This is a genomic window from Acidovorax sp. LjRoot66 (assembly GCF_964253305.1).
In the GTDB taxonomy this organism is placed as follows: Bacteria; Pseudomonadota; Gammaproteobacteria; order Burkholderiales; family Burkholderiaceae_C; genus Acidovorax.
In genome coordinates this window covers 3494491-3511999 of the sequence record NZ_CAXUQU020000001.1, presented here as the reverse complement: position 1 = coordinate 3511999, position 17509 = coordinate 3494491, and the positions used below count along the sequence as shown (strand labels likewise).

Below are 17509 nucleotides of genomic sequence, written 5' to 3'. Positions count from 1 at the left end.
CAGACCAGAACACACCAAACCACATGGAACCGCGATCTGGCAATGCTGGGCGCCTTGTGCCTGCTGACCTTCGCGCTGCACGGCAGCGCCCTGCAGGGCTACTGGCGCTGGGACGACGGCCTGCACCTGTTCAACGTGAGCATGTACAGCCCGTGGTCGTTGTTCTTCGACCCGCAGGTGACGCGCGTGGCATCCGGCAACCAGGTGGCGCCGTGGAACCTGTTCATGTACCAGGTCAACTACGCCCTTTTCGGCCTGAACCCCTTGCCCTTCTACCTGCACCACTTGCTGTCGCTGGCCTGCGCAGCGGGCGGGCTGTATATGCTGCTGCGCCACTGGCTGGAGCGCTGGCAGGCGCTGACGCCCGCCGCCCTGCTGCTGATTGGCGCCCCATCGGTGCACATGGCCCAGCAGCTGATGGTGGGGCACTACCTGGACGGCCTGCTGTTCGCCTGCCTGGGCCTGTGGGCCTATGTGCATGCCGTGCAGCGGGCGCAATGGCGCTGGGCCGTTCTGGCAGCGGGGTTCTACCTGCTGTCCACGCTGTGCAAGGAGGTGTATGTCCCCTGGGTGGCGTTGACCCTGCTGCTGCCGCTGCCTGCTGGCTCGCCTTCGGGCATGGCGCGCTGGCGCTTCGCCTTGCCCACGCTGGCCGTGGCCCTGGCATATGCCGTGCTGCGCATCAGCGTGTTTTCCGGCATGGGCGGGTACCACGGCATCGCACTGAGCAGCTGGCAAGACCTGCCGGTCTTCGCCAGCAAACTGGTCCATTGGCTTGTCCAGGGCCTGATGGGCAGCGGGGTGCTGGGCGCCACTGCGGTCCTGTTGTGCCTGGTGTGCCTGGTGGCCGGACTTGCGGCACAGCCGGAGCGGGGCCGCCTGGCGATGCTGGCGGGGCTGGGTGCGGTCGCACTGGTAGTGGTCTTCCCGCTGGTGTTCGTGGTGCACCCCGGTGTTGACCCGGAGGGCCATACGCGCTACCTGTGGGCGCCCTGGGTCGCCCTGTGCGTTCTGTGGAGCCTGAAGTGGCCTGCCTCGCTGGTGCGCTGGCACACCGCGGCCTTGCTGGTCTTCGCCACGGCAGTGGGGCTGCAGTCCCTGTCACAGCGCGAGCACGACCGTGCCGCCAACGCCATGTTCGATACCCACTACGCCTTCGCGCGGACCCCCCCGCCCGATCAGGTGCTGGTGCCTTACGAGCTCGCCTCCGCTACCTCCACCGTCATCCAGATGATGTATGCGCACGCGGCGTTCAAGCGCCTGGAGCCCGGCAGGCCCCATGCAGAGCCGGCGCTGGTGCGCTGGGAACCCGCCAATGCAGCCGAGCGCGCAAGTATCCGGGTGTGGGAAGAAGACTGCCTGTGCCTGGTGCGGCTGGACAGCCGCCCACCCGGGGAGCAAGAGTCCATTCTGCACAACCACCTGGCCAACTCCACCACGGCACTGCCCATGCACGGTCCGCTCCCGCGCATGGCGCACGGCTACGGCGGATCGATCGATTCGATCACCATCGAGGGCACCCAATTGCATGTGAAAGGCTGGACACCGACCCTGGGGCCCGGTCGCAAGATGGCCTTGGGGGTCTCAGCCCCAGATATCCGGGTACGCCTGGATTCGCTGGTCAGCACCGAGCGTCCCGACGTGGCGCAGGCTTTCAAGCGGCCAGACATGCTGATGTCAGGCTTCGAGGCCACCCTGGGTTTTGCGGACGAAAAGATGGCCCGCACGGCCAGCGAGATGCGCTGCGCCATCGTGCTTGGCCATTTGCCAGGCCAGCAGCACCAGTACCTGGTGCTGCCCGTGAAGGGAAAGCAGGGCTGCGACGATGCGCTGATACCCGAGGCGACCAGGACTGAAAGCGACAGCGGCTGAGCGCAGTGCTTCGGCGGTAAAAAATCCGCACCCGCCGTCCGAGACAGCCCCGCCTACCGCCCCTTGGCAGGTGGCTTGCCGCCCAGCGGTGCCTGCCTGCTGCTGGGTGCGCTGCCGAGCTTGCCGCGCGAGGTTTCCAGCGGTGCGGGCAGACTGCCCCGGGTGGTGGCGATGCCGCCGGCGCGCGTGGCGGTGGCTGCAGCGGCCGGGGGCCGGGCCTTGGGGGCGGGCACCACGCGCAGGGCGCCTTCGTCGGCCAGTTTGTCGCGCATGCGGCGCGTCATGGACTGGGTGCTGTTGTCCGGCGCGGTAAACAGGAACAGCGTGCCATGCGGGCTGGACCAGGTGAGCTGGGTGTGCACGGCGCGGCCGTTGCTGATGAGCTCCACCCAGGCGCCCACCACGAATTCGGCGTAGGGCTCGGCCTTGGTGGGCGCGGCAGCGGCCGGTTCGGGCTGGCCGATGTCCACCAGGGCCTGGGCGCTGTCGTCGTAGCCGGCGACGGCCGCCACGGAGTCGTTGGGGTCGCGCGAGTCCTGAACCGAGTCCTCGGGGTCGAGGGTGATCTTGGCGAAGGCGGCGCGCTCGAAGGCGTCCTGGTGCAGGCCCACCAGGCGCTCCAGGAAGGCGCTGGTCTTGGCCGCCGGGTGGTCGATGGTCTGCAGGCCCTCGCGCAGCTTGACGAGCAGGCCGGGAATGGCTTCGGACAGGCGGTCGGGCTCGGCGCGGGTCAGCTCGGGCTGGGCGCTCCACAGCAGCAGGGGCACCAGGGCCAGGTAGCCGCCGGGGTCGTCCTCGCCGCCAGCGGCCTGCGCGACGACCTGGGCCAGGGCCACCACCTCGGCCCAGGGGCCGGCGGCAAAGTCGAGCACGTCGGCGGGCACGCGCTCCAGGTCGGGCAGTTTGCGGATGTCGGCGGCGATCTTGCCGGCCAGCATTTCGCGCTGCTCGGCCTGCAGCGCAGCCTTGTCCTTCTCGGCCTGGCGGGCCTTGGCCTTTTGCACCTGCGAGTTCCAGGCGGCCTGCAGGGCCTTGAGCACGGTCTCGAACGGGGTGGCGTCCTTGATCTCGATGCCGGCCAGGTAGCCCACGGATTCGTTGAGCAGGCGGATGAAGCGGGCAAAGCCGGGCGCCTTCTCGTCCGGGAAGGCCAGGCTGCGCTGGGTCATCTCGTCGAGCAGCACGCGCGCGGGGTGCGCAGGCTCCGTGAAGAAGGTCTGGTCGCGGCGCACCAGGTGCTTGAGCGCGGGCTCCAGGTTCTGCACCGCGCGCTGCACCGAGGGCAGCAGCCGCGAATCGCGTGCGATGTTCTCCATCATGCGGCCCACCACCTCGGCGGCCATGGCCGGCGGGTCCTGCGGGGCCACCACGGGCACGGTGTAGATCTGCTGGTACGGCATGCCCGGCACCGTGTACAGGTGCTGGGGTGCCGTGCCCGGCGTGGTGGGTGCCCAGCCGCCCTGGGGAACCTGGTGCATCACCTGGGGCACGGCCTGCGGCACGCCGGCCAGGCGGCCCACCAGGCGTTCGAGCTGGGCCATGTCTTCCATGGCCTCGGCCACCGCGTTGCCGGGGTGGTAGGCACCGCCCAAGCCTGAATGCATGCTGGCCGCACCGCTGGCAGCACCGCCGCCGCCGGCCCACGCCGACTGCATGGCGGCGGGTTGCGAGGGCACGCCACCACCCATGCCGCCGTAGCCGCGGGGGTCGAACGGGTCGCCGCCGGCCAGCATCTGGCGCAGGATGCCCACGGTGAGCAGCGCCTCTTCGGCAGCCGCCGCCTGCGGGGACATCATGGGCGCGGGCATCTGGGCCTCGCCGCTCCAATTGTTGTTCGGGTCGCCACTCCAGTTGTTGTGTTGGCCGCCGCCCATGCCGCGGCCATAGCCCGTGTTGCCATAGCCGGCGTTGCCGTAGCCACTGGGGCCGCCCATAGGGCCGCCATAGCCCGTGCCCGCGTAGCCGCCGCCATAGCCGGTGTTGCCACCGCCACCACCCTGCATGCTGCCCCCCGTGCGCGCGCCGGCGCCGGGTGCGCCCAGCACGGCGTAGCCCACGGGCTCCACGCCGTTGTCGCGCAGGGTTTTGACCATGGTCTTGTATTCGTCGACCAGCAGCTTGCCCAGCAGGTCGCGCATGTGCTGCATCCACAGCCCGCGCACCTCGGCGTTCACGCCGGTCTCGCCCACCACCTGCTGCAGGGCGCGGATGTAGCTTTCGGGCCGCAGGGGGTTGCGCTCGGGCTGCACGCTGCGCAGGCCCTGGGCCGAACTGACCAGAGTGTTGAGCTCGGCCAGTATCGCCTCGGTGGCGTGCGAGGCCAGTTGCTGGGCGCGGGCCAGCTCCACCTGGCTTTGCATCTCGCTCTCGTCCATGAGCGAAAGCTCGCCAAAATCCAGGGGCGAAGCGTCTGCGGAGCGGGATTTGCCCGCCGCGGCGGGCGGGCCTTCGGCAAAGATCTCCAGCAGGGCCATGGAGTAGCCCTTGACCAGCGCGGCCTCATGCTGGCCCAGCAGGCGCAGGCTGTCACTGGCCAGGTTGCGCTGCTGGATGTTGCGCACCGTGCTCTCTTCGGCCGTCAGCGCACTGCGGGTGACCGCAATGAGCTTGTCCATGAGCGCCTCGCCCCCACGCACTGCGTTGACGACACAGGCACGGAAAACGGTTTTCGAAGAAGGCGCAGCCTGGGACATGGTGGGATGGGGATGGGAAAAAGGTTTCCAGCTGCAATGCTACTTGACCTGAGGGCCATCTGCACAATTCCCTGCCAGTCGGCTGCGGCACGGCATTGGGCGGTCGGCCAGGTTTAGTTGGGTGCCGATAGCCGGGCTATTGGCACCCATAACACCCCGGCCGCCGGTCCGAACCGCCGCTGCCGTGCGCAAGGTCACGTACAGGGGCCCCGGCGCCTTACTTCAGCGCCTTGAAGCGCATGCGCTTGGGCTTGGCACCCTCTTCGCCCAGGCGCTTCTTCTTGTCGGCTTCGTACTCCTGGTAGTTGCCGTCGAAGAAGGTCCACTGGCTGTCGCCCTCGCAGGCCAGGATGTGGGTGGCGATGCGGTCCAGGAACCAGCGGTCATGGCTGATGACCATGATGGAGCCGGCGAACTCGAGCAGCGCGTCTTCCAGCGCACGCAGGGTTTCCACGTCCAGATCGTTCGAGGGTTCATCGAGCATCAGCACGTTGCCGCCTGCGATCAGGGTCTTGGCCAGGTGCAGGCGCCCGCGTTCACCGCCCGACAGCATGCCAACCTTCTTTTGCTGGTCGCCGCCGTTGAAGTTGAAGCGGCCGCAGTAGGCGCGGCTGGCCATCTGGAACTTGCCCACGTTCAGGATGTCGAGGCCGCCCGAGACGTCTTCCCACACGGTCTTGTCGTCCGAGAGGTCGTCGCGGGTCTGGTCCACGAAGGCCATCTTCACGGTGGAGCCGATCTTGACGGTGCCGCTGTCGGGTGCCTGCTTGCCCGCGATCATGCGGAACAGCGTGGATTTACCGGCGCCGTTGGGGCCGATGATGCCGACGATGGCACCGGCGGGCACCTTGAAGCTCAGGTTGTCGATGAGCACGCGGTCGCCGAAGGACTTGGTGACGTTTTCGAACTCGATCACTTCATGGCCCAGGCGGTCGGCCACGGGGATGAAGATTTCGTTGGTTTCGTTGCGTTTTTGGTACTCGAAGTCCGACAGTTCCTCAAAGCGGGCCAGGCGGGCCTTGCTCTTGGCCTGGCGGGCCTTGGGGTTCTGGCGCGACCATTCCAGTTCCTTCTTCAGGGCCTTGGCGCGCGATTCCTCGCCCTTTTGCTCCTGCTCCAGGCGGGCCTGCTTCTGGGTCAGCCAGTCGCTGTAGTTGCCCTTGTAGGGGATGCCGGAGCCCCGGTCCAGTTCCAGAATCCACTCGGCCGCGTTGTCCAGGAAGTAGCGGTCATGGGTGATGGCCACCACGGTGCCCGAGTAGCGCTGCAAAAACTGCTCCAGCCAGTCCACGGATTCGGCGTCCAAATGGTTGGTGGGTTCGTCAAGCAGCAGCATGTCGGGCTTGGAGAGCAGCAGGCGGCACAGCGCCACGCGGCGCTTTTCACCGCCGGACAGCATGCCCACCTTGGCGTCCCACGGGGGCAGGCGCAGGGCGTCGGCGGCGATTTCAAGCTGGTGCTCGGAATCGGTGCCGGCGGTGGCGATGATGGCTTCGAGCTCGGCCTGCTCGGCGGCCAGGGCGTCGAAATCGGCGTCTTCTTCACCGTAGGCGGTGTACACCTCTTCCAGGCGGGCCTTGGCGGTCATCACCCGGCCCATGGCGGCTTCCACGCTTTCGCGCACCGTCTGGTCGGGGTCGAGCTGGGGTTCCTGGGGCAGGTAGCCGATGTTCAGGCCGGCCATGGGGATGGCTTCGCCCTCGATTTCCTTGTCCACGCCGGCCATGATCTTGAGCAGGGTGGACTTGCCCGAGCCGTTGGTGCCCAGCACGCCGATCTTGGCACCCGGGAAGAAGCTCAGGGAGATGTCTTTGAGGATCTGGCGCTTGGGCGGCACGATCTTGCCGACGCGGTTCATGGAAAATACGTATTGGGCCATTTGCTTGTCTTAAAACTTGCGGAAATTGGGCAGAAGAATTCTGCTTTCAAAACACCCATTATCGGGCCATGCGACAATACGCACCGTGACGGGCTCCAGTTGCCCGCCACATCAGCACACCGCTGGGGACGAAGGAGGCATTCCAACCTCTGGGCTCCCACCCTTGAACCTCGTCGGCTTGAGACTGGCTCGGCAACCCCCCGGTTGTACGACAGGCCGATACCCAGCGCCCCGGATGGGCGCATTCAACGACATGACATTTGACGAACTGAACCTGGCTCCTGCCATCCTGAAGGCCGTGCACGAAACGGGCTATGAGACCCCCACGCCCATTCAGGCCCAGGCCATTCCCGCCGTTCTCGCAGGCCACGACCTGCTGGCCGGCGCGCAGACTGGCACCGGCAAGACCGCCGCGTTCACCCTGCCCCTGCTGCACCGCTTGTCGCAAAGCGCTGCCCCCAAGAACAAGTTCGGCGGCAAGGGCATCCGTGCCCTGGTGCTGACCCCCACCCGTGAGCTCGCCGCCCAGGTGGAAGAGTCCGTACGCGAATACGGCAAATACCTCGATATCAACTCCACCGTCGTCTTCGGCGGCGTGGGCATGAACCCGCAGATCGACCGCATCAAGCGCGGCGTGGACATCCTGGTGGCCACCCCCGGCCGCCTGCTGGACCTGCAGCAACAGGGCTTCCTGGACCTGTCGACCGTGCAGGTGCTGGTGCTCGACGAAGCCGACCGCATGCTGGACATGGGCTTCATCCACGACGTGAAGAAGGTGCTGGCCCTGGTGCCCCGCGAAAAGCAGAGCCTGCTGTTCTCGGCCACCTTCAGCGACGAAATCCGCGACCTGGCCAACACCCTGCTCAAGAACCCCCAGAGCATCCAGGTCACGCCGAGCAACACCACGGTGCAGCGCATCACCCAGGTGATCCACCCCGTGGGCCGCGGCAAGAAAAAGCAGGTGCTGCTGCACATCATCCAGCAGCACAACTGGAGCCAGGTGCTGGTGTTCACCCGCACCAAGTTCGGCGCCAACAACGTGGCCGAGTTCCTGACCAAGAACGGCGTGAACGCCATGGCCCTGCACGGCAACAAGAGCCAGAGCGCCCGCACGCAGGCGCTGGCCGGCTTCAAGAGCGGTGACATCCGCGCCCTGGTGGCCACCGACATCGCAGCCCGCGGCATCGACATCGACGAGCTGCCGCACGTCGTGAACTACGAAATCCCGAACGTCTCGGAAGACTACGTCCACCGCATTGGCCGCACCGGCCGCGCCGGCAACAGCGGCGAAGCCGTGAGCCTGGTCTGCATGGACGAAGAAGGCTTCATGATGGACATCGAGCGCTTCACCAAGCAGCAGATCCCTGTCCAGATCATCGAAGGCTTCGGCCCCGACGCCGGCGAGAAGGCAGAGCCCATCGCCATGGGGCGCCAGACCATCTGGGGCGGCGCAGGCAAGCCCCCGAGCCGTGACGTGATGCAGGCCGCCGCCAAGGCCGCCCGCAGCGAAATGATGGAACGCATCCGCACCAACAAGGCCGGCCAGGGTGCTGGCGGCGGTGGTGGTGGTGGCGACCGTGGCCCCCGCCCTGCCGGCGGTGGCAATGGTGGTGGTGGCGGCGGCCGAGGCGGCCGTGCCGGTGGCGGCGCAGCAGCTGGCGGCGGCGGTGGCGGCAATGGCCCGCGCGGCGGCGCCCGTGCCGGTGGTGGCGGCGGTGGCCAGGGCGGCGGCGCACGCGCCGGTGGCCAGGCACCTGCACGCGGCCGTTCCGGCGGCGGCGGTGGTGGTGGTAATTCCGGTGGCGGCGGCTACGAAGGTGGTGGTGGCGGCAACCGCTACGACGACCAGCCACCACGCCCCAACGCCCACCTGGGCACGCAAATGGGCCACGCCAATCCCAACCACCGCAGCTCCGGCCATGCCGGTGGCGGTGCCGGTGGCCAGCCCGACCCGATGCGCACCAGCGTAGACAGCATGGGCGGCGGCCGCCGTGGCGGTGGCTATCGTGGTGGCAACTCTGGAGGTGGCGGCTATGGCGGTGGCGGCACGGGTGGTTCTGGTGGCCGGGGCAACGGGTCTCGTGGGCCGGGCGGTTCTCGCGGCTCTTTTGGCCGCTGATCCGTCGGCAGCCAAAAGCACTACACCAAGCAACGCAAGCGCAGCGCCCGGCAACGGCGCGCTGCCACCCGAGGTGCATGCCCTGCATGCCCTCGGCCGGCGCACGCCGGACATGTCACACCCACGGCTGCACCTGCATGCCGTGGATTTTGCCGTTCTGGGCGCCAAGCCCGTGGTCCCGGCCCTGCCGCATGTCGATGACGTCTACATCACACTGGGCACCACCATCAAGGCCGCAGGCAGCCAGGATGCGTTTCGCGCCGTAGACCTGGATGCCGTGATCGCCACGGCGCGCACGGCCCTCGCGGCCGGTGCCACCCGCTGCGGCGTGGTCACCGCCATGGGCGCCGATGCCCACTCCAAAATCTTCTACAACCGCGTCAAGGGCGAGGTCGAGCAGGTACTCAAGAGCCTGGGCTTTGCCACGCTGGTGATTGCACGCCCTTCCCTGCTGCTGGGCGAACGCCAGGCCCTGGGCCAGGCGCCGCGCGCAGCCGAGTCTTTCTCGATCAAGGCCTTCAAGCTGCTGGACCCGATCATCCCCGCCAACTACCGCGCCCGCCCGGGTGCGGATGTGGCGCGGGCGCTGGTGCGGGCCGTGCAGGCGGGGCAGACGGAGGGGGTGCCTCAGGTGCGGGTGTTGATGGGGCGGGCGCTGGAGGGGTGAGCTGGGAGTGGTCGTTCTGTGCCTTGGCGAGGTTTCAGCACGTCGAGGGCGGCCAGACTTACGTTATCACTCGAAGCTGTGCAAAAAACACACGTGGCGCGCTCGATTTCCCGGCATGCTCAAAAATCATCTTTCAGATCAGCGCGACAACGCGCAATCTCGATGCAGACAATTAAAGAACTCTCGCAATAGCCAGCTCAACACATTGAAGGCACCCATCATTGGTGCCAAGGCGGAGCAACAACCGCAAGCGCTGCTTGAAATTCACTTCATATGACTTGTGACAGAATGCATCAATCTGTCGGGAGCACCATGACCAAACGCCAAGATCAAGACAATGGGCAACTTCTTATTCTGATCGCGATAGTCTTCTTCCTGCCTTTTGCGCTGATTTCGTTCTTTTGCTTTAAGCACCTGCAGCGCAGGTACCCACAGACGAGTAGTTCGCAGCGAGTTTTCGATTCTGGGGTGATTTTTAACACCTTACCCTTGTGCGGTGGAGCACTGCTTATCGGCGCTTACCTGATCCATCTCACGTGGTATGGGCTCCATCCCGTTGTGAGCGTGGCAGTGTTCGGCCCCATGACCGCATGGCTTTGCTACAAGCTGGCAAAGTTGCTTGCCGCCAAATACCAAGGCGTCACCGCAGATTCGGCCACAGACATCCTGTCCATGCCGTTTGATTTCGCCAACCTCTCTATTGTTGAGTACATCCAACTGAGGTTCTTGACCAGGCTTGGGGAGACGGAAGAAATCGCCATCTCCAGCATCGACCGAATCACCCGCGAGGCGGGCAAGAGCCTGCATATACACGGCAGGTTCGGCTCAAGAGGAATCCACTTCAGCAACAAGCAGAAACGCGATGAATGCCTTGCAATGCTCAGGCGTTATACCAAGGCACAGATCATGTTTGACGGCGGCAGTTGAACAACCATGCCGCCAATCCGTCGATAACGTACTCGCCTCCTTACGCGCACCAGCCATCCATGAACAAACTCGACCAAAGCACGCGTCCACAGAATTTTGGTCAGTTCGGCGGCACAGTTCCCATGAACGTTGCCGTCACGGGGCACCGAGATCTCTTTCCTGAAGACCTTCAAGCGATCAAATTGGCGCTCGCGGAGTACGTCAAAGTCCTGCGCAACCGGTTTCCTCACACGCCGATCCGCCTGCTCAGCGGGCTGGCAGAAGGCGCCGACCAGGTGGCGGCAGAGGTTGCACTACAGGAGCAGTGCGAACTGGTGGCCGTGTTCCCGTTTCCCCAAACGGTGTACGAAGAAGACTTCGACAACCCCCGCTCGCTCGATGCCTTTCGCGCCATGCACGCAAAGGCGGCCCAGACCATCGTCGTCCCCGCGCCCGCCAACGCTGGCGATTTGCCACGGGACCTGGGCTACGTGCGGCTGGGCCAATACCTGGCGCAACACGCTCAGATCGTGATCGCAATCTGGAACGGCGTTGTCGAGCAACCGCTGGCCGATGGAACCCTGGGCATCCTGCCCGGTGGCACGGCAGATCTGGTGCGGCTGTGCCGCACGGGCGTAGCCAGCGAGGCGGCAGACATCATCTCGCCCCCGGAGGTCACCCACCTCGCCCACCTTTATGCGCGTCGAAGGAAGCCGCAGGCAGAGCCACACCGCGTGCCCCTGACTACGGGCGACTGGGTGGAGGGTCAAATCAACGCACAGACGCCTACAGCAGAACAGATCCGGGCGGTGCTCTCGGCCATGGACAAGTTCAACGAGGCCTGCGTGCGCATGCCACGAGAAGCGAGCAACCAGTCGCGTGAGTGGCTCACAGGCAAGTCGCCACCGGCCGTGTGCTGCGCGCCGTGCATGTCGCCGCTGCTCACGGCCTTTGCCTGCGCCGACGCTGCCTCGGTCAAGCGCAGCCAGCAGAGGACCAAGGCGATCAAGGCCATCTCATTCATGACGGCGTTGTCTGTCATTGCGCAGCAAATCTACTCAGGTCCCGACATGCGCTGGGAATGGCTGCTTGCGCACATAGGCTTGGCATTGCTGGCTTTTGTGGCCTTCCTATATTTTTTTCGGGGCAACAGCCCCCGAGAAACGCAATACATGGACTGGCGCGCGCTGGCAGAAGGACTGCGGATCCAGGTTTTCTGGCATGCCGCGGGCGTGGACAAGTCCGTTGCCGACTACTACCAACTCACAGACCGCTCAGACGTCAACTGGATACGCCATGCCATTCGCAACCTGCGCCAGTGCTCGGGCATCGACCACCTGGCTACCGACCTGAAGTGGGTACAGGACGCATGGGTCAGCGACCAAGCCCGCTGGTTTGAGAAGAAATGGCCAATCCACCAACGGATTTTTCAGCGCCTCGGTGCAGTAGCCAAAGCGCTGCTGGTCTCCGGCATGCTGCTGACTCTGCTCACCCTGGCGGCGCACCTGGGCAATGCAGCGTCAGAGACCCTGAACTACCTAGTCCTGGCATCTGGCGTTTCGCTGCTCTGCTCGGCCATCGTTAAGACTTACACCCACCAGATGGGATATCAAGAACACTGCCAGCGCTACCGCGCGATGGGCCCGATGTTCGCCCACGCCAGCCAGAAAATCTCGATGGCCCTTGCGGCCAAAGATCCGGGCTCAGCCCAGCCGGTGGTACACAGTTTGGGCAAGGAAGCCCTGTCCGAAAACGCTCACTGGTTACGCCTGCACCGCCAACGCCAATTCGATTTGGACCTAGGCTGACACGTAGCCCGGCGCGATCCACAGCGCGAATTTTTTCACCCTTATCACCCCCACCTCGACCATGAGTAACAAAGACGTTTTCATCAGCTATAGACGCCAGGACGGCGCCACGGCAGCCCGGCTTCTGTGCGACATCCTTGAGCGACGCGGTGTCACGGTTTTTTTCGACCGCGAATCCATAGGCTCTGAGAATTTCGATGATGCAATCGAGAAGAACCTAGATTCATCGCGCAACGTGCTTGTGATCGTGTCGCCCGAGATTTTCAGCAGAGGTCGCAATGCCGACGGCAGTTACAACCCACGGGCCGTGAGCGATGACTGGGTATATCGCGAACTGCGACTGTCTCTCGAAAAAAAGAAAAACATCATCCCTATCTTTGTTAATGGCGCAAATGGATTTCCTGCAAACTTGCCGGTAGAAATCTCAGGAATTTCGCGACGGGACGCACTCACCCTGAATCATGAAAATTTTCAGGAAAACTTGAACAAACTGATTGGCAGGCTAGTCACGCCCAAACATCAGCTTCTTGAGCAATACTTCCAGAACCTAAACGAAGAAAGGTCTTTAGAATTTTTAGTCAAAGACTGCGCAAAATTTTCCGAGGCATCGAAACTGGAAGTCAAAGAACTTTTGCTGAATCAAATCAGAAAATACTGGACAGGCATGACGGACTCAAGCAAAGCCCTTGAGATACTGCTTGCAGACACAGACGTAGAATTTACAAAAGATCTTTGCAGAAATCTCGGAATTAATCATAGGGGCGGCATGGCGCGCCTAAGCTTAACTCTTCAGGAATTTCTCGAAGGTAAATCCTCATCCTTTTGCCACAAGGATAGTAAGCTTGAAGAGGATCAAGATAGGCTGGAGAAACTGGCAGAATCTTTTGGACTTGCTTATCGATCCATTGATGATCGTCAGAATGCGCTAGAATTACTGAAAAAATTAAAAATTGATTTTGACACCACTCGAAGCAGCAGGTGGATTTTTGATCAGGTATTGGCAGAGTTCGATATTGAAGAGTTATTCGAAAATGTTAATTTTCCCGAAAAAGATATAAAATACGTTTGCCAGTTACTTTTCGAAGACTACGAAGGATCGGTTGGCAGAAAGGCAACTCTTATTTCTAGGATCTGCGACTATGTAAACTACGTGGACTAATGCCTCACAACTATTAATAAACGATAGGTGTCGCATCCCGGATGATCATATGGCCGCCGCCGGCTGATAGCCGGCCAGCGGCAATGCTACTCCGGCTTGTTGTCGCGAAGCATAGTCAGATATGAGCGATTTTCCTCTCTGCCTTCCCACGTTTTAGCGATGTGATCAGACAGCCCCGGAATGTCCACCTCAAGCGTTGACGGCCAGATCGACGGGTCGTAGTCGTAGACGCGCAGCATGTGATCGATATCAAAAATCGCGCCAGTTCCCTTCGCTCTGATCAAGCAGACAGGCTTGTTGAATGCGATCCGCATACCGAGCTCAAATAGGACGTTCGGATTGTGCTCAGTCAGGTCAACGATCACTAAATCGGCGTTGTATAAGTCGTTCACGATTGTCGACTGGATGACCTCGCTGCCCGCCTTCTTTGCCGTGCGTGAGTTGAAGTTTGCGCGCACAGCGGCCGGAGTGATTAGATGCTTAAGCACTTCATCAAAATAGCCTTGCTTGTAAGAGGCGGTCTTTTCTGAGAACGGCATAGCGATGAATGCAACCAGATTGCCTGCCTTTGCAGACTCCCCAAGTAAAATTGAAGTTCCGCCTTGCTTCGTCGCTGCACCCGCCGCACTTGAACTGACGCTAGTAAGATCCCCTTTCGATTTTAGATAGGCAAGGTTCTTCTGGAATAATTCGTAGAAGTCATCCTGATACGCCTCGTCAACACCCCACTCCGTCTTCAAAGTATTTTTTAAATACTGTACTTCGGGAAGATTTCCCCCGGTGTAGTAGTCATAAACCTTGGCGAATAGTTCAATATTCCGGAAAGCTGCCATCAACGTCTTCAACTCATCACCCGATGCTTTGGGATACACAAGCTCGCGGCCAAGCGTTGAAAGCTCGATTTTTGACGCATCACGCGTGCCGATGGTCAGACCATAGTCTCGTGACGCAGCGGTCAAATAGAAGAAACCACTACTAGCCGCACTCTGCCCAATCGATTCCGCCAGATGCTGTGGCGACCACGAGTTGCCCCCGTTGTGCTCTCGCAATGCATATGCAAGCTTGTAGCACTCTTCGAGTGCTCGTTGTGGAAACGTGCGCTTTGCCCTCGCAGCATCACCCTCCGCCTTCATCGTCTTCGCCTTGCCTCTCTTTGCCGTCGCGGCTTTTTTGGCGGGAACGCTATTGCCAACAGTTTTTTTCGCAGCTACCTTCTTCGCCGCCGCCTTTTTCGCCGGTGCGTTCTTTTTCGCGGCCGGCGCGTCGGGCGGCATTGCCCACTGCTTTTTCAGATCGAGCTTGGCAACTTTATCGTCCGCAGACGATCCCTTGTCATTCGTCATGGATCCTCCCATAGACCGGTCTCCAACAGCCGGAATTCATAGATGCTAATCGTAAGAAGGCTTTAGCAGGACGGTATTTTGTTTGAGCAGGCCCAGTCACTCCGGCAGTCTCATCCTCAGCCAAACATTCGCCTGACGCCTGCAGTCTCTAAGAATCGCCCAATGTTGCCTGCCGCCTTGTCATGGTCCGCCAGTGCGCGCTCGTGGCCTCGCACTTCGCAGAACTTCGCCTCGGTATGAAATATGGACTTGGCCAATCCACGGCCGGCCGTTCTTTGACTGCGCAGACCATGCTTTTACTGTTTCCGAGGCGGCACTGCTATGGCGACTTGGCATTCCACGAGCTGGCCCAGGGACTCGGGGCACAGGGGATCACCTCTCGGGCAAAGTTCTCCCGCCTGATGAAGAGGCACTGAAAGTCTTTGCTGGACATTGATCGGAGCAGGCTCGCCCCCTGGGAAGAGCGCTTCTTTTGCGATGAGTTTGGCGAGGAATTCGTCAAGGACGCACTTCGAAGGCAGTATTGGTTCGCCTTCCCTGCCCTCATCAGGATAGCCATGGAGTTGGAGTTTGGAGAAGCGGTGTCTGCTGACGAAAGCGCTGCCTGACCAAGTCCAGCCGTGACAGCATCCATGCGGATGCTGTCATTCCTGGTCTCTCCTCGTTTTCAGCCTACTTTTTGTTGCCAGCCAGCGATGCACGCACCGCATCCGTCTTGGCCACCACCGTGTCCGCGCACGCCGCGATGCGCTCCACATCGCAGGTGGCCAACTGCCGGTCGATCAGGGTGTCCTTGCCGGTAGAAACCCAGCTTGCTGAATAGACGATGGAGCCGGCGTCCTGCGCCGACATGGTGGCGATGCGCACGGTGAGCTGCGCCTTGGACGCTGGCTCCTTGTAGCGCATGGAGCTGCTCTTGCGGATGCCCTCGGTCACCAGGGCACCGAGGCGCGCGGCCTGCGGGCCATCGGCCTCGGCCACTACGGCGACGTCGCGCACGGCGGTGGTCTGCGCATAGGCCTGCGGCAGGTTGCCTGCCATGGCAGCGGTGATGGCGATAGCGGCCACGCTGGCGTTCTTCTTGATCATTGTGTTTCCTCCCTTTTGTAAGTTTCGGAAGGATATGCCGTGCTGCTCACTTCACCCCTGGCGCAGGCCCAGCATTTCTTGAAAGTCTTCGTAACAGACAGCGCAGACCCAGCGATAGTGGTCCGACGTGGCATACCCCTCGCGCAGGGCATCGGGGGCGTTCAGCGAGAACTCGGCCGAGCAGAATTCGCAGTGGTCGTGCTCCCATTCAGGACGGTACGGCTGGTAGGCCTTGCGTTCGAGCACGGCACCTTGGAGGTATTTTTCCTGCCCTTGCAGGCGCCAGTCGGTCATGTGTCAGCTGCCTTGTGAAAATGCGCGAGTACACCTCAGGCGGCGACATGCAGCGGTCCTGACATGCTCCCTTCCGCGATTTCTCGCCTTAAACGAAAACCAGATTCCCCGCATCCAGCGACGGCGGGCGCGACAGGTCCTCGTTGATGCCCATGGTCTGGCTGGCGCGCTCCACGGCCTGCCACAGGGGAGCGGGCATCTGCAGTATCTCTTCCGGCGAGGCAGAGCGCGCAATCCAGGCGCTGATTTCAAAGTGCTGCTCGTGGGTGAGCAGCTCCAGGTGCAGCATCTCGTCGATGGTCTTCATCTTGTGTTCGGGTCGGGTCGGTGGCTTTTCATACCGGGCACTCGTGAGCAAGCACCCGGAAACATGTTCTTGGGAACATGCTGCCACAAACACCGATGTCAAGGTGCGCAGGGGTAATGGGCCTGGCTTGCGCTGACTTGATCTTGCCCCCGAAGCAGACGATGGCAGCTTGCGCCCCGGGCACCGTATCACCCATTTGCGTACTGCCCGAGCGCAGGGAATCTCGCCAAAATGGCGCGCACATCCACTCAGGCCATTGCGCCAGTGAGTCCCGTCCATGCTGATGATGATCCCCGCCATCCTGCTGATCGCCCTGCTCGCAGCCATTGCCTTGGGTGGGCCGCGCGGCATGGCGCCGTTGGCCAGCGTCAACAGCCCGCCCTGCGTGCCCCATCGCCTGAACTTCACCATCCTGCCAAAAAAATGAAATTATCCGAACCGCGAATTGCCGGCCTGGGTTTTGCCCTCAGCGCCATCCTTCCCCTTGGCGTCTGGTTCGTCCTTTTGTCACCGGATGCCTCCTCAGGCATGTCCTTCCTGCAAAGCGCAGGCGCGTTCCTGACCCACGTGGTCACTGATGCAGAGGTGTCGCCGACGCTGAGGGTGCACTACATCCTGCTGGCGATGCTGCCTGCCCTGCTCCTGCTGCAGTCCGTCCTGACATGGCGCCAGGCCAGCTTGGCGGGTCCATGCCGGTTTTGGTGCATCTATCTGGGATGGGTCGCCACGGTCATGGCCATTGCGATTCTTCACTGGCCTTCTGCCGTCGCCTCGGCACTCGCCACGTACCACGCGGGCAAGCGCTCTGTGGCCTGACCAGGCTTTGGAAGCGGACCCACACGAGTTTTCACGAGCAACGCACACCCTCCCCTCCATCGCCATGGCATTCGACTTCCTGGCCGGCAACGGCCCCCAGATCCGCAACCCGGCCCACCATGTCGGCAGCATCGACCACCACGAGCTGCCAGCGATCCTGCGCCTGCTCGCGCACGCCGATTCGTTCTTCCTGCACAGGATCTTCGGCCTCTACGAGGACCAGACGTTTTCGACGCAGGAGGTCGAGCAGGCGCTCTCGCACCTGGTGCCGCTGCTGGCCCGGCCCCTGGAGAGCGACGACCGCACGCTGCTGCACAAGCTCATCGCAGTGCTGGCGTACGCCCAGGTCACGCAGCAATCGCTGCATGGCGTGGCCGACTGATACGACTTTGCCTTCAACCGTCTAACCTCGTTGGTCCGCCTTGCCGTGCCACAGCACTGTCTGCGGCCTCCCGCCTGGTTATACGATTGAATGCAAATCCGTATGGGCACCTGTTCAAGGAAGGTGTGAACGAGGGAGCGCCCTGCCCTGCTGAGTTCAAGCGCGGGGTGCTGCC

Annotated in this window: 15 protein-coding genes; 9 read left to right on the top strand and 6 right to left on the bottom strand. The window is 62.6% G+C overall.

All coding sequences use genetic code 11. The features are described 5' to 3' along the window. The first annotated feature begins 42 nt into the window (after window positions 1-42). On the top strand, window positions 43-1872 hold the full coding sequence (locus ACSQ3Y_RS16460) for a hypothetical protein (RefSeq protein WP_436178092.1): 1830 nt from the start codon (window positions 43-45) through the stop codon (window positions 1870-1872). Between the two features lie 53 nt (window positions 1873-1925). Here ACSQ3Y_RS16460 and ACSQ3Y_RS16455 read toward each other — a convergent pair whose 3' ends face one another. Together ACSQ3Y_RS16455 and ettA are read right to left on the bottom strand one after the other, a co-directional pair. Beyond that, window positions 1926-4565, bottom strand: coding sequence for a DUF1631 family protein (locus tag ACSQ3Y_RS16455; RefSeq protein WP_436178091.1), 2640 nt, complete (start codon window positions 4563-4565; stop codon window positions 1926-1928). A gap of 217 nt (window positions 4566-4782) precedes the next feature. Then, complete coding sequence (gene ettA, locus ACSQ3Y_RS16450) at window positions 4783-6444, bottom strand: energy-dependent translational throttle protein EttA (RefSeq protein ID WP_057203301.1); 1662 nt, start codon at window positions 6442-6444, stop codon at window positions 4783-4785. Window positions 6445-6697: 253 nt separating this feature from the next. Here ettA and ACSQ3Y_RS16445 point away from each other — a divergent pair, with 253 nt between their 5' ends. From ACSQ3Y_RS16445 to ACSQ3Y_RS16425, 5 genes are all read left to right on the top strand, one after another. Then, window positions 6698-8563 carry a DEAD/DEAH box helicase gene (locus ACSQ3Y_RS16445; RefSeq protein ID WP_428001097.1) on the top strand — a complete coding sequence of 622 codons (1866 nt, stop codon included), beginning with the start codon at window positions 6698-6700 and terminating at the stop codon, window positions 8561-8563. Between the two features lie 112 nt (window positions 8564-8675). Further along, entirely contained in the window at window positions 8676-9230 is a 555-nt protein-coding gene (locus ACSQ3Y_RS16440; RefSeq protein WP_436178090.1) for a nucleoside-diphosphate sugar epimerase, read from the top strand. Between the two features lie 312 nt (window positions 9231-9542). Beyond that, a complete protein-coding gene (locus ACSQ3Y_RS16435) occupies window positions 9543-10157 on the top strand; it encodes a hypothetical protein (protein WP_436178089.1) in 615 nt (204 codons plus the stop codon). 59 nt (window positions 10158-10216) lie between these two features. After that, complete coding sequence (locus ACSQ3Y_RS16430) at window positions 10217-11944, top strand: hypothetical protein (protein WP_436178088.1); 1728 nt, start codon at window positions 10217-10219, stop codon at window positions 11942-11944. Window positions 11945-12005: 61 nt separating this feature from the next. Next, the gene (locus ACSQ3Y_RS16425; protein ID WP_436178087.1) at window positions 12006-13103 is read left to right on the top strand and encodes a toll/interleukin-1 receptor domain-containing protein; all 1098 of its coding nucleotides are present in this window, start codon (window positions 12006-12008) and stop codon (window positions 13101-13103) included. A gap of 86 nt (window positions 13104-13189) precedes the next feature. Here the strand turns inward: ACSQ3Y_RS16425 and ACSQ3Y_RS16420 are convergent, their stop codons facing one another. From ACSQ3Y_RS16420 to ACSQ3Y_RS16405, 4 genes are all read right to left on the bottom strand, one after another. Next, the gene (locus ACSQ3Y_RS16420) at window positions 13190-14446 is read right to left on the bottom strand and encodes a hypothetical protein (protein ID WP_436178086.1); all 1257 of its coding nucleotides are present in this window, start codon (window positions 14444-14446) and stop codon (window positions 13190-13192) included. Window positions 14447-15118: 672 nt separating this feature from the next. Beyond that, window positions 15119-15535: a hypothetical protein gene (locus ACSQ3Y_RS16415; RefSeq protein WP_436178085.1), complete on the bottom strand. Its 417-nt coding sequence runs from the start codon at window positions 15533-15535 to the stop codon at window positions 15119-15121. A gap of 51 nt (window positions 15536-15586) precedes the next feature. Beyond that, a complete protein-coding gene (locus tag ACSQ3Y_RS16410) occupies window positions 15587-15829 on the bottom strand; it encodes a hypothetical protein (protein WP_436178084.1) in 243 nt (80 codons plus the stop codon). 88 nt (window positions 15830-15917) lie between these two features. Beyond that, window positions 15918-16136: a hypothetical protein gene (locus tag ACSQ3Y_RS16405; RefSeq protein WP_057268723.1), complete on the bottom strand. Its 219-nt coding sequence runs from the start codon at window positions 16134-16136 to the stop codon at window positions 15918-15920. A 277-nt stretch (window positions 16137-16413) separates the two neighbouring features. Between ACSQ3Y_RS16405 and ACSQ3Y_RS16400 the strand changes: the two genes are divergently transcribed. The 3 genes from ACSQ3Y_RS16400 to ACSQ3Y_RS16390 all read left to right on the top strand — a co-directional run bounded on the left by ACSQ3Y_RS16400 (window position 16414) and on the right by ACSQ3Y_RS16390 (window position 17334). After that, window positions 16414-16563, top strand: a complete 150-nt coding sequence (locus ACSQ3Y_RS16400) for a hypothetical protein (RefSeq protein WP_436178083.1) — start codon at window positions 16414-16416, stop codon at window positions 16561-16563. Next, window positions 16560-16952 (top strand): hypothetical protein, encoded by a 393-nt coding sequence (locus ACSQ3Y_RS16395; RefSeq protein ID WP_436178082.1) that lies wholly within the window; start codon window positions 16560-16562, stop codon window positions 16950-16952. Before ACSQ3Y_RS16400 ends, ACSQ3Y_RS16395 begins: the two co-directional genes overlap by 4 nt. Window positions 16953-17016: 64 nt before the next feature. Continuing rightward, the gene (locus ACSQ3Y_RS16390) at window positions 17017-17334 is read left to right on the top strand and encodes a hypothetical protein (RefSeq protein WP_179679889.1); all 318 of its coding nucleotides are present in this window, start codon (window positions 17017-17019) and stop codon (window positions 17332-17334) included. Window positions 17335-17509 lie beyond the last annotated feature (175 nt).